The organism is Streptomyces sp., assembly GCF_036524955.1.
GTDB lineage: Bacteria > Actinomycetota > Actinomycetes > Streptomycetales > Streptomycetaceae > Actinacidiphila.
This window is the reverse complement of sequence record NZ_DATDBG010000196.1, coordinates 13,382-25,279: the sequence shown is the minus strand read 5'-3', so window position 1 is coordinate 25,279 and position 11,898 is coordinate 13,382. Positions and strand designations below refer to the sequence as shown.

12 protein-coding genes and 1 tRNA gene are annotated in these 11,898 nt (G+C 71.2%); 7 read left to right on the top strand and 6 right to left on the bottom strand.

Annotated elements, in window-relative coordinates; genetic code table 11:
- The first annotated feature begins 119 nt into the window (after positions 1-119).
- The 3 genes from VIW71_RS16195 (at position 120) to VIW71_RS16185 (ending at position 3,645) form a co-directional block, all read left to right on the top strand.
- A complete protein-coding gene (locus VIW71_RS16195) occupies positions 120-1,166 on the top strand; it encodes an SGNH/GDSL hydrolase family protein (protein WP_331623019.1) in 1,047 nt (348 codons plus the stop codon).
- A gap of 201 nt (positions 1,167-1,367) precedes the next feature.
- On the top strand, positions 1,368-2,588 hold the full coding sequence (locus VIW71_RS16190) for an acetyl-CoA C-acetyltransferase (protein ID WP_331622998.1): 1,221 nt from the start codon (positions 1,368-1,370) through the stop codon (positions 2,586-2,588).
- A 274-nt stretch (positions 2,589-2,862) separates the two neighbouring features.
- Complete coding sequence (locus tag VIW71_RS16185; protein ID WP_331622996.1) at positions 2,863-3,645, top strand: hypothetical protein; 783 nt, start codon at positions 2,863-2,865, stop codon at positions 3,643-3,645.
- Positions 3,646-3,703: 58 nt separating this feature from the next.
- Here the strand turns inward: VIW71_RS16185 and VIW71_RS16180 are convergent, their stop codons facing one another.
- Positions 3,704-4,045: a hypothetical protein gene (locus VIW71_RS16180; protein ID WP_331622995.1), complete on the bottom strand. Its 342-nt coding sequence runs from the start codon at positions 4,043-4,045 to the stop codon at positions 3,704-3,706.
- Positions 4,046-4,167: 122 nt separating this feature from the next.
- On the opposite strand from VIW71_RS16180, the gene VIW71_RS16175 reads away from it, so the two are divergent.
- Positions 4,168-4,401: a DUF4287 domain-containing protein gene (locus VIW71_RS16175; protein ID WP_331622994.1), complete on the top strand. Its 234-nt coding sequence runs from the start codon at positions 4,168-4,170 to the stop codon at positions 4,399-4,401.
- A gap of 148 nt (positions 4,402-4,549) precedes the next feature.
- Here VIW71_RS16175 and VIW71_RS16170 read toward each other — a convergent pair whose 3' ends face one another.
- On the bottom strand, positions 4,550-5,452 hold the full coding sequence (locus VIW71_RS16170) for a Bax inhibitor-1/YccA family membrane protein (protein WP_331622993.1): 903 nt from the start codon (positions 5,450-5,452) through the stop codon (positions 4,550-4,552).
- Positions 5,453-5,688: 236 nt separating this feature from the next.
- On the opposite strand from VIW71_RS16170, the gene VIW71_RS16165 reads away from it, so the two are divergent.
- From VIW71_RS16165 to VIW71_RS16155, 3 genes are all read left to right on the top strand, one after another.
- Positions 5,689-6,651: a bifunctional DNA primase/polymerase gene (locus VIW71_RS16165; protein ID WP_331622992.1), complete on the top strand. Its 963-nt coding sequence runs from the start codon at positions 5,689-5,691 to the stop codon at positions 6,649-6,651.
- The gene (locus VIW71_RS16160) at positions 6,648-7,124 is read left to right on the top strand and encodes an NPCBM/NEW2 domain-containing protein (RefSeq protein ID WP_331622991.1); all 477 of its coding nucleotides are present in this window, start codon (positions 6,648-6,650) and stop codon (positions 7,122-7,124) included. Before VIW71_RS16165 ends, VIW71_RS16160 begins: the two co-directional genes overlap by 4 nt.
- Positions 7,125-7,349: 225 nt before the next feature.
- On the top strand, positions 7,350-7,523 hold the full coding sequence (locus tag VIW71_RS16155; RefSeq protein ID WP_331622990.1) for a hypothetical protein: 174 nt from the start codon (positions 7,350-7,352) through the stop codon (positions 7,521-7,523).
- Between the two features lie 44 nt (positions 7,524-7,567).
- Here VIW71_RS16155 and VIW71_RS16150 read toward each other — a convergent pair whose 3' ends face one another.
- The 4 genes from VIW71_RS16150 to VIW71_RS16135 all read right to left on the bottom strand — a co-directional run bounded on the left by VIW71_RS16150 (position 7,568) and on the right by VIW71_RS16135 (position 11,552).
- Positions 7,568-7,786, bottom strand: coding sequence for a transposase (locus VIW71_RS16150; RefSeq protein ID WP_331622989.1), 219 nt, complete (start codon positions 7,784-7,786; stop codon positions 7,568-7,570).
- A 507-nt stretch (positions 7,787-8,293) separates the two neighbouring features.
- Positions 8,294-8,379 (bottom strand) — tRNA-Leu (locus VIW71_RS16145).
- A 249-nt stretch (positions 8,380-8,628) separates the two neighbouring features.
- The gene (locus VIW71_RS16140; RefSeq protein ID WP_331622988.1) at positions 8,629-9,951 is read right to left on the bottom strand and encodes a cyclopropane-fatty-acyl-phospholipid synthase family protein; all 1,323 of its coding nucleotides are present in this window, start codon (positions 9,949-9,951) and stop codon (positions 8,629-8,631) included.
- A gap of 173 nt (positions 9,952-10,124) precedes the next feature.
- Positions 10,125-11,552, bottom strand: coding sequence for an NAD(P)/FAD-dependent oxidoreductase (locus VIW71_RS16135; RefSeq protein ID WP_331622987.1), 1,428 nt, complete (start codon positions 11,550-11,552; stop codon positions 10,125-10,127).
- Between the last annotated feature and the right edge of the window lie 346 nt (positions 11,553-11,898).

The window sequence follows — 11,898 nt, the reverse complement described above, 5'->3', positions numbered from 1 at the left end:
CCTAGAGGGTGTGAGGCCACACGAAACGTGGACGTTGTGGACAACATCTACGTTGACAGGAACCCCAGGTGGGCAACACGTTGATGTACCGGGCGAAAGCGCAGGAGGTGGCCGGCTCGATGTCCAGGGCGAGGGTGGCACGGCGGATCGCGACCGCGGCGGCGTACGGCGGCGGCGGGATCAGCCTGCTGGGCGGGGCTGCGATCGGGGTGCTGCTGACGGAGGTACGGCTGGCGAGGCGGGTGGTGGGCGGTTCGGGCGACGTGCCGCCCCGGGCGGACGGGCGGTACGGGTCGGCGTTCGCGTACCGGACCGGGGAGCCGCCGTTGCGGCTGGGCTTCCTCGGCGACTCCACTGCCGCGGGACAGGGCGTCCACCGCGCCCGGGAGACGCCGGGGGCGCTGCTCGCCTCGGGCCTGGCAGCGGTGGCCGAGCGCCCGGTGAAACTGGTGAACGTGGCGCAGCCCGGCGCCCAGTCCAGCGACCTGGCCCGCCAGGTCGCGCTGCTGCTCGACCCGTCGGTGCCGCCGCCGGACGTCGCCGTGATCATGATCGGCGCCAATGACGTGACCCGGCGGATGCCGCTGCCCACCTCGGTACGACTGCTGTCCGACGCGGTGCGGGAGCTGCGCGCGGCCGGCACGGAGGTGGTGGTGGGCACCTGCCCTGATCTGGGCTCGGTGGAGCCGGTCTACCAGCCGTTGCGCTGGCTGGCCCGCCGGGCGAGCCGCCAGCTCGCCGCCGCGCAGACCATCGCGGTGGTGGGCCTGGGCGGGCGTACGGTCTCGCTGGGTGACCTGCTGGGGCCGGAGTTCGAGGCCCGGCCGCGCGAGCTGTTCGGCCCGGACAACTTCCATCCGTCCGCGGAGGGGTACGCGACGGCCGCCATGGCCGTACTGCCCACGCTGTGCGCCTCACTCGGGCTGTGGCCGGAGGCCGACGAGCGGCCCGACGCGCGGCGCGGCGAGGGCTTCCTGCCGGTCGCCGAGGCGGCGGTGGAGGCGGCCGCCGAGGCCGGTACGGAGGTCACCCCCGCTCAAGTGGTCTCCGGACCGCGCGGGCGCTGGGCGCTGCTCAAGCGGCGGCGGCGCAGGCTGCTGGAGCAGGAGCACCCGCTGGAGGACACCGCGGTGGTGGAGGAGGACGCGGCACACGAGACGGCGTAGCCCATCCACGCGCCCCGGCCGGCCGGCGCCCCGGCACCCCGGCCGGCGTAGAACGCCCGCGATCGGGGTAAGGACAGGCGGTGGATAAGCAAGCGCTCAGAAAGTAGTCCGCATCACAGCGGTCGTCCGGTGACGCACTGCGATACGTACGGGTAACTTTCCAGAGAGTCCAGACCCCGCAGTTCGCCGAGGAGTGCCACGATGCCCGAAGCCGTCATCGTCTCTGCCGCCCGTTCGCCCATCGGACGCGCCTTCAAGGGGTCGCTCAAGGAACTGCGCCCGGACGACCTGGCCGCCACCGTCATCCGGACCGCCCTGGCCAAGGTCCCCCAGCTCGACCCGCGCGACATCGACGACCTCATGCTCGGCTGCGGCCTGCCCGGCGGCGAGCAGGGCTTCAACCTCGGCCGCATCGTCGCCGTCCAGATGGGCATGGACCACCTGCCCGGCTGCACCATCACCCGTTACTGCTCCTCCTCCCTGCAGACCACCCGGATGGCCCTGCACGCCATCAAGGCCGGTGAGGGCGACGTGTTCATCTCCGCCGGCGTCGAAACCGCCTCCCGGTTCGCCAAGGGCAACTCCGACAGCCACCCCGAGACCATGAACCCGCTGTTCGCCGAGGCCGTCGCCCGCACCGAGCAGCGCGCGGCGGAGGGCGGCGGGGAGTGGCACGACCCCCGCGAGGACGGGCTCGTACCGGACGCGTACATCGCCATGGGCCAGACCGCCGAGAACCTCGCCGCGCTCAAGGGCATCACCCGCCAGGAGCAGGACGAGTTCGGCGTACGGTCGCAGAACCTGGCCGAGGAAGCGCTGAAGAACGGCTTCTGGGAACGCGAGATCACCCCCGTCACGCTGCCCGACGGCACCGTCGTCGCCAAGGACGACGGCCCGCGGCCGGGCGTCACCATGGAGGGCGTGGCGGGCCTCAACCCGGTCTTCCGGCCGGACGGCACCGTCACCGCCGGCAACTGCTGCCCGCTCAACGACGGCGCCGCCGCCCTGATCGTCATGTCCGACACCAAGGCCCGCGAGCTCGGCATCACCCCACTGGCCCGGGTGGTCTCCACCGGCGTCTCCGCGCTCTCCCCCGAGATCATGGGATACGGCCCGGTCGAGGCCTCCCGGCAGGCGCTGGGGCGGGCCGGGATGACCATCGGCGACATCGACCTGGTCGAGATCAACGAGGCCTTCGCGGCGCAGGTCATCCCCTCCTACCGCGACCTGGGCATCGACCTGGACCGGCTCAACGTCAACGGCGGCGCCATCGCCGTCGGCCACCCCTTCGGCATGACCGGCGCCCGCATCACCGGCACCCTCATCAACAGCCTCCAGTTCCACGACAAGCAGTTCGGCCTGGAGACCATGTGCGTGGGCGGCGGCCAGGGGATGGCCATGGTGCTCGAACGCCTGAGCTGAGGGATCCGTCACCGTCCGCGCCGGGCCGACTCCGTAACGCTGAGTTGTGACATAAGTCGCAGGGAATTAACACCAGGGAGCTTGCTTCCCCGAGGGCGCCGCGTTTGCCCAGTTCAGGGCGCCGTACTCGCGCGCAACACCGCCGCAGGCCCGGCTGAATCATGACATTCCACACTGCGGAGGCCATGGGTTTACCGGCAGAGTGAGGCGTGGGAGAAGTTTTCGCCCACCGCCAGGTGGGCATTGCTCGGTCGCGTCAGTCGGGAGTACCTCAGTGAGTGCCAACTTCACCGTCCTGCTGGTCACCGCGGGTCTCACCGCCGTGGCCGCGGGGTCCGCCGCCGTACTCGGCGCCCGTGGCATGCGCCGCGAGCTGGCCGCGCTGCGCCGCGAGGTCGCGGGTCTACGGGTGCCGGGCCCGCGTGCCTGCGCCGGAGAGATCCGGGCCGCCGTGGCCGAGGCCCTCGCCGACGAGCGGGAGTGCGAACTGGCCGAGGCCCGCGCGTTCTGGGCCGAGCAGGAGGCCCGCGAGACCGCGGCCGACGGCACCTTCCCGCGCGGCGGCCTGTACGGCGCCGCGAGCGGCGAGGTGGCGGCTGAGGGCCTGCCCGACTACGAGGTGCCGCCGGCGCTGCCCCACCTGCCCCGGCAGGCCGATTTCGCGGGCCTGGAGCCGGAAGCGCCCGAGGTGACGCTGTCGGCGCCCGGCGCGATCCCGCACCCCTCGGGCCCGGAGTTCGCGCCGTCGCCGACCGTGGCCTCCCAGGACCAGACCGCGGACCGGCTCGCCGACCTCGCCGACGCCCGCATACCGCTCTCCGACGTCCGCCCGGGCCCGCTCGGCACCCTCGACGTGTACGTCTTCGCCGACGGCACCACGCTCTGCATGACCCCCGGCCACCGCGAGACCGCCCTGCGCCTGTCCGAGGCGCTCGACCGCGGCGACGTCCCGGTGCTGTGCGGCGGCTCGGCGATAGCGGGCGCCTACGCGCTCACCTTCGAGTACGGCGAGGAGAGCGTGTACGTGCTCGCCGACCGGGTCGTCGCCTCGCTCTGACGACCCCACCCCCGGCTCACTGTCCCCCCGGCGCACTGCCCCCTCCGGCGCCCCGGAGTCAGCCGACGGCCCTGGCCGTACGCGTCACCCGCGCGAGCGCCTCCTCCAGGAGGGCTCCGACGCGCTCGGGGTCGGCACCGTCCGCGAGCCGCGCGCTCAGCGCCGCCAGTAAATCGTGTCCCGCCACCGCCAGTTGGTCGCCGACCACGAACATCCCGTCGTCCGGCAGCTCGTACGGCTCGCGTCCGGGGAACTCCACGGCCTGCGCCTGCCGGGCCAGCCAGCGGGCGAGTTCCCGTGCTTCGGCCGCGGCGCCGGCCTGGAGCCGGCGTTGCGGGAGTGACCGCAGTCGTCCGGCGAGGCGATCCACAGCGGTGTGCAGAGCGATGCGATCGGCCATGACGGTGACCCTACCGGCGTCCCGCTCCCCGCCCCGCACCCATATCCACCCCTTCAGGGTGGTTGCCAACGGCCCGCCACTGGGGCACGGTGGGGTGACCGGACCACAGACCGGAGGCGCCGATGTCCCAAACGCATTTCTCCGAGGAAACCCACCGGAACCTGCTCGACCGCATCCCCCACTGCACGGGCCGTGAAGTCAGCGACTGGCTGCGGGCCGTCGCCGACGGCCCGTCGTTCCTCCGCTTCGACGAGAAGGTCAGTTGGCTGCGCAGCGAACACGACCTCTCCTACGGCCACGCGAAGGCCCTCGTCCACGAGTACGACCTGCGGCGGGCCGCCCGGAACCTGCTCTGAGCCCCGCCCCCTCTCCCACTCCTCCCCCAACGCCGGCGGGCCGCCGGGAAGCGCGTGCTTCCGGGCGGCCCGTGGCGTGTGCGTACGGCGGTGAGTCGAACGGCCACCCGTACGACGACCACCCGTACGGCGGTCGCTCGTACGGCGGTCAGTCGCGCAGGATCGAGATCAGCCGCAGCAGTTCCAGGTAGATCCACACCAGAGACAGCGTCAGGCCGAACGCGGCCAGCCACGACTCGTTCTGCGGGGCGCCGTACCGGATGCCGTCCTCGACCTGCTTGAAGTCCAGGGAGAGGAAGAACGCGCCGAGGCCGATGCCGACCAGGCAGAAGACAATGCCGAGGCCGCCGGTGGCCAGGCCCAGGCCGTTGGCGCTGCCGAACGCGGCGAACAGCAGGTTGACCACCATGGCCAGGATGAAGCCGACCGCGATGGCCAGGCCGATCCGCTGGTAGCGCGCGGTGACCCGGATGACGCGCGTCCTGTAGGCGAGGAGCATGCCGGCGAAGACCGCCATGGTGCCGAGCACGGCCTGCACGGGCGCGCCCTGCCACGCCTCGTTGTACATCCGGCTGAGCACGCCGAGGAAGACGCCCTCGAAGACGGCGTAGCCGAGGATCAGCGCGGGCACCGGGGTGCGCTTGAACGACTGGACCATGGCCAGCACGAAGGCGATCAGCGCGGCGCCGACAGCCAGTCCGTAGCTGTCCGGCAGCGCGACCCAGCCCAGCACCGCGCCCAGCACGACGGTGCCGAGGGTCATCCCGGTCCGCATGACGACGTCGTCCATCGTCATCCGGCCGGTCTGCGCCGGGCCGGCGGACGGCCCCGCGTACATCTCCTCCATCTGCTGGGGCGTGAGGGGCTGCTGCTGGTCGTACGGGTTCCTCGGGGCCTGCGCGTACGGGTTGCCGCCCTGCTGGGCGAACGGGTTGCCGCCCGGGGCGCCTTGGCCGCCGTACGCACCCTGGGTGCCCTGCGCGCCGAAGCCCGCGTACTGGTTCCCGCGGGTGAACCCCCGTCGGGAGAAGACCGGGTTGCTGCTCCTCATGTCACTCCTCCATGGCCGCGCGCTGCGACTGTGCATTAAGAGTAATGGCTTGGCAAAAATGCCGGGCTACGCCCGGAGGAGGATCTTCCCCTGACGGCACCCCTCACGCACACCCGCGGAACACCGTGTCACGGCCGTGACGCAGGTCGCCCGCATACCCGGTGGACGGTGGCCGCCCGGCGCGGTATCACTGAAGAGTGGAAACGAACACGCGTTCGAACATCAGGGAGCAGGCCATGCCACGCCCCGACCACACCCGCGCGCTGCACGCGGCGCTCCTCACCGCCGCCCGCGGCCTGCCGGTCATCCCGCTGTCCCGCACGAAGCTGCCCGCCGTCCGCTCCCCGCACCGCGACGAGCCACGTGCCACCGGGTGCCGCGGCGAGTGCGGGCGGCCGGGGCACGGGGTGCACGACGCGACCACCGACCCCGTACGCATCCGCGCGCTGTTCGCCGTGGCGCCCTGGGCGACCGGCTACGGCATCGCCTGCGGGCGGGCGCCGCACCACCTCATCGGCCTCGACCTCGACGTGAAGCACGGCTCGGACGGGGTGACCGCGCTGTACGCGCTGGCCGCCGCGCAGGGCTTCACGGTCCCCGCGACGGTCACGGTGCTGACCCCGAGCGGTGGCCGCCACCTGTGGCTGACCGCACCCGGCCCGGTCCCCAACTCCGTGGGCCGGCTCGCCCCCGGCATCGACGTCCGCGGCAACGGCGGTTACGTCGTCGGCCCGGGTTCGCGTACCGTCGCCGGCCGCTACCTGCTCGCCCCCGGCACCGCGCACCACACACTCGCCGAGGCCCCGCCCGCGCTGCTCCGGCTGGTCGCCCCGCCGCCCCCGCCGCCCCACGAACCGGAGACCGCCGCACCGCGCCACCCGGCCGAGCGACGCGCCGCCGCGCTCGTGCAGTTCGTGCTCGACTCACGCGAAGGAGCGCGCAACGGGCGGCTGTTCTGGGCGGCCTGCCGGGCGTACGACGCCGGTCTCGGCGAGGCACTCGGGCCGGCTCTGGTAACGGCGGCGGTGCACACCGGGCTGAGCGAGCGGGAGGCCACCGCCACGGTCGCCTCGGCCGGGCGGCTCCGGGCGTCCGCATCGCGCGAGGGCGCCGTCCCACGACTGCCAGCCGGCTGCGACGTTGTCACAGATGCGGGCGAAAAACCACGACACCTCCCGCTCCGAGCCATGAACCCGTGACGACTGCTGCTCCCGATAACGGCGACACAAACGGCGCGGTGTCGCAACCTGACGTGGTGTACCTCTCCAGCCTCGACCCGATCGGCGGACTCGGGAATTGGAAGACGACAGGAAGCGCCGGGATGGGACAGAAGACCTACGGCAACGGCATCATATTCACACCGAACTACTTCAACTCGCAGCGCCTCGACTTGACCTTTACTATTCCCTCGGGGATGAAGCACTTCAAGGCGACCGTGGGGCTTGACGACAGGACGGCGCCCGGAGCAACCGTCTTCTTCCAGATCCAGCGCAATGAGACCCCGGTAGACTCCGGTTTCACTCTGGGCGTCGACGGGAGGCAGGAAGTCAACCCGCTCATCACCGGCGCTCATCGCTTGACGATCATGGTTGAGGTCACCAAGCGCGCCCCCGACTCGATAAACGCACCACTTCATGCTGTGTGGGGCGACGCGCGGTTCTCGAAGCAGTGAGGACCCAGGGCCGTGTCCAGTAGGGGCACGAACTCGGGTATCTCGTCGGTTTTCGCGCCGATCTCACCCGGCTGCCCTCGGCCCGGACCGCTCCACGCAGGCACGTGCCGTCCACGGCGAACACGCGCGGCGCGGCGGACGCGATCCGGGACGCGATCCGGCCTCTGCGCCGCGCGCGGCCGCCCGACGGGCTTCCGTTGCCGAGTTGTTGGCGGTGAAACGCAGGTGAACGACGAAGAGTCTCTGGAGGTGCGTTGGCATGCGCTGGACGCTCTGCCTGAACTGGACGAAGGCAATCTGAGCCGGCTCACCCGGGCTTTGAACAGCAACGGGGAGGCGGCCTTCGGCTTCTCGGGGCTGTCCGAGGTCCTCGGGCAGGCTTCGTCGGCGAGCGGCTGATCGCGAGTCCTCAGCAGTTAGGCCGTACGGAGGTGTCCGCGGGCTCAGCGGGTGGTGATGCAGCGTGTCCGCAGTCGCTGGTTGTCGGCGTTGCGGAACCCGAACGCGTTGCGGGCGACGAGCTTGATCACGCGGTTGGCGCCCTCGCTCTTGGCGTTTGCTGTGGCCGGTGTCGATGAACGCGGCGATTCGGGCCACCAGCGGTCGACGGTGGCGGCCAGGGTGCGGACTTCGGGGATGTCGGGGTGCCCGGGGCGCCGCACGGCTCCGCCATCTCCTGGCAGGCCGGCCGGCACTCGCCGTCCATGCGGACCCAGGTTCTGCACATCCACCCGGTACGCCTCGGGGACCAGGACCTCGCCGTCGACCAGGCCGCGATGCCTACGTCAGGCTGTGCGCGTCCGGCAGCGGCGCAGCCACGTGGGAGTGCCGCAGGTCTGGAACGTAGGGCCTTGAAGTCCGGCAGGAGCCCGCGCTGTTCCGCTGCCTTCACCGCCGTCGTCCACCGGTCGTAGAAGGTGCTGGGGACCAGCCTCTCGCCCTTGCCGTTGTGGAAGATCGTCGAAACGCTCGGTCTGCCAGGGAGCCGTAGGCGCGCCGCCGAGCCGCCATTTCACCTGGAAACTGACGACCCGGCCGGCCTTGTCCCTACGTGCGTTCACGCTCACCACGAAACGGACATTACGTCCGCGTTCCCGCCGTGTTCCCGCACGACGTTGACTAGCCGTCCGTTTTCGGCTGTTCTCGCTGATCAAAGCCCTGTCGTGCGGTGGTGCCCGGAGCCGGACTCGAACCGGCACGCCCACCTGGGGCAGCGAGGTTTAAGCTCGCCGTGTCTGCGTTCCACCATCCGGGCCGGCGGGGCGCAGTAAGAGCGTATCCGGGTTGGGGGTTCTCAACAGGACCGCCAAGTGGCCATGTTGTCTTATTTTAGGGGTTACTGACGGTGCGTCAATCCGCACTTTCGGGTCCCCGCGCACCACAGGCGCCTTTCACAGCAGCATCAGACCTCACGCGCAAGTGACGTGAAATCGCTCTCCGCAACCGCTCCCGGCGAGCCGTTCCCCAGCGGAGCGGACGATTCCCCCGGGACCGGACCCTGCGGCTACGACAGCCAGGCACTCCGGGTGGCCGGCATCCCCGACCCGCCGCCCGCTTCCGCGCGCACCGCGAGCACCTGGTTGACGCCGATCCGGTTGCGCTCGAAGGACACCGCCGACGCGGCCATGTAGAGTCGCCACACCCGGGCCCTGCCCTCGGTGGTGACGGCTGCCGCGTCGTCCCAGCGGTCCTCCAGATTGCCGACCCAGGCCCGCAGCGTCCGCGCGTAGTGCTCGCGCAGCGCCTCCACGTCCCGCACCTCGAATCCGGCCTCCTCCAGCCGTGAGACAGTCGCGCCGATCGGCGCGAGTTCGCCGTCCGGGAAGACGTAGCGGTCGATGAACTCGTCGATGCGGTAGGCCTGCTCGTCCCGTACCGGGCGGCGTCCGATCTGGTGGTTGAGCAGCCGGCCGCCGGGCTTCAGCAGGGCGTGGAGCGTGCGCGCGTACTCCAGGTAGCGGTCGCTGCCGACATGTTCGGCCATTCCGATGGACGAAATCGCGTCATAGGGGCCGTCCCTGACGTCCCGGTAGTCCTGGACGCGGATCTCGATCCGGTCGGCGAGGCCCGCGTCCGCGATCCGCTTGCGGGCGTACGCGGCCTGCTCCACCGAAAGGGTGATCCCGGTGGCCTGGACGCCGTAGTGCTCGGCGGCGTGCAGCACCATGGAGCCCCAGCCGCAGCCGACGTCCAGCAGCCGCCGGCCCTCGCGCAGCCCCAGCTTGCGGCAGACCAGGTCGAGTTTGGCGTACTGCGCCTGTTCCAGGGTGGTGCCGGGCTCCGGCCACAGGGCGCAGGAGTAGACCATGGACGGGCCGAGGACCAGTTCGTAGAAGTCGTTGCCGACGTCGTAGTGGTGGGCGACGGCCGCCTTGTCGCGGCGCCTGGTGTGCGCGATTCCGGTGCGCCGGCGCGCCTCCTCGTGCGGCGGCGGGGGCGGCAGCCCGGGTCCGGCCAGGGCGAGACCGGAGCGCAGCAGGCGGTAGGTCGCCGGGTCGCGCAGCATCGCGGCCAGGTCGCGCAGGGTTTCGGCCCGCCCGGCCCCCGACCCGTCCGCGCCGCGCTCCCAGAACAGCCCGGAGAGCAGGTCCAGCGCCTCGTACAGATCGCCGTCCACATCGAGGTCGCCGGCCACCCACGCGCGGGCCAGGCCGAGTTCACCGGGGCGCCACATCAGCCGGCGCAGGGCCCGGCGCCCGCGGACGACGAGCACGGGTGCGCCGGAGGGCCCGGCCTCGCTGCCGTCCCAGGCGCGCAGCCGCAAGGGAAACGGAGTCGAGAGGGCGTGTTCGGCGAGTTCGAGAAGGCGGGGAGCCGCGTCAGCCATGCTCCCGAGCGTACGGCCGGACATCGCCCTTGCGCCGGAAGTCACAACAGCCGATATCCGTGCTTAGCCCGGAAGGCCCCGCCGTGGCCAGGCCGGACACACCCAAGGGCGCCCGCACCACGGATGGCGGGCGCCCTACAGGTTTCGAAGCGGTGCGGCGGCGTGCCGCCGGGTCAGGACGCGGCGGCCCGCTCCGGGTGGGACTCCACGGCCGGCGTGCCGGCGGGCGGCTGGTCGGCGGGCTTCTCCGCCACGGGCTTCTCCGCCACGACCGGGGCCGGGCGCGCGGCCTCGTAGAATTCCTCGCGGGGGTTCTCGATGGCGCCGAGCGAGACGACCTCGCGCTTGAGGAACATGCTGAGCGTCCAGTCGGCGAAGACCCGGATCTTGCGGTTCCAGGTCGGCACGGCCAGGCCGTGGTAGCCGCGGTGCATGTACCAGGCGAGCCGGCCCTTGAGCTTGATCTTGGTCTTCTTGGTCAGGACGATCATCGCGACGCCCTTGTGCAGGCCGAGACCGGCGACCGCGCCCTTGTTGGCGTGCTTGTAGTCCTGCTGCGGGAAGCCGCGCATACCCGAGACCACGTTGTCGCCGAGCACCTTGGCCTGGCGCAGCGCGTGCTGGGCGTTGGGCGGGCACCAGGCACCGGGACCGGCGGCGAGGTCCGGGATCTGCGCGTTGTCGCCGGCCGCCCAGATGTAGTCGGTGCCCTGCACCTGGAGGGTGGCCGCGGTGTCCACGTGCCCGCGCGGGCCCAGCGGCAGGCCGAACCGGGTCAGCGCCGGGTTGGGCTTCACACCGGCCGTCCACACGAGGGTGGACGCGTCGACCTCAAGACCGTTGGAGAGCACCACGTGCTTGTCGACGGCGGACTTCATCGACGTGTTGAGGTAGACCTCGACGCCGCGCTCGCGCAGGTGCTCCAGGCCCCACGTGCCGAGCTGCGGGCCGACCTCGGGGAGGATCTTGTCGGCGGCGTCGACCAGGATGAAGCGCATGTCATCGCGCTTCACGTTCGGGTAGTACTTGGCCGCGTCGCGGGCCATGTCCTCGATCTCGCCGACGGTCTCCGCACCGGCGAAGCCGCCGCCGACGAAGACGAAGCTGAGCGCCTTGCGGCGGACCTCCTCGTCCGTGGTGGAGTCGGCCTTGTCGAGCTGTTCCAGGACGTGGTTGCGCAGGCCGATGGCCTCTTCCACACCCTTCATCCCGATGCCGTTCTCGGCCAGGCCGGGGATCGGGAAGGTGCGGGAGACCGCACCGAGGGCGATCACCAGGTAGTCGAAGGGAAGCTCGTAGGACTCGCCGACGAGCGGCTCGACCAGCGCGACCTTGCGGTCCTGGTCGATGGTGGTGACCCGGCCGGTGAGCACCTCGGCCCCGGGGAGGACGCGTCGCAGCGGGACGACGACATGCCGCGGGGAGATGCTGCCTGCTGCGGTTTCGGGGAGGAAGGGCTGGTACGTCATGTACGAACGCGGGTCGACGACCGTGACGGTCGCCTCGCCGTACCGCATCTTCTTCAGAATGCGGCGCGCCGCGTACAGGCCGACGTAACCGCCGCCTACAACGAGGATCCGTGGACGCTCCGTGGTGCTCATGCATCGAGTATCCAGCACTTCACGGAGGGGGGTTCGTGAGCCCCTTCACAAGGTACTGGACACCCTCTGCTACACTGCCCGGCTTCACGACCTGGGCGTACGGGAGCGGTGCGGACCACCGCCCCTCCCCCACCCGCCCCTACGGCCCTGAGCAGCGCCGATCGACCGTCGAAGTTCAGCCACGACTGTCGGCGCAACACCGCCGAAACACGGACACCCCGAGGAATCATGGGGAATTGGGCCTGGAAACCTTGGAAACTTGGGCCACCGAACGGGAACTTCATGTGAAGAGTTTCACAAAGGTTTCCCGGGGCCCGCGATCCGGACACCCCGGGCCCCGCTCACC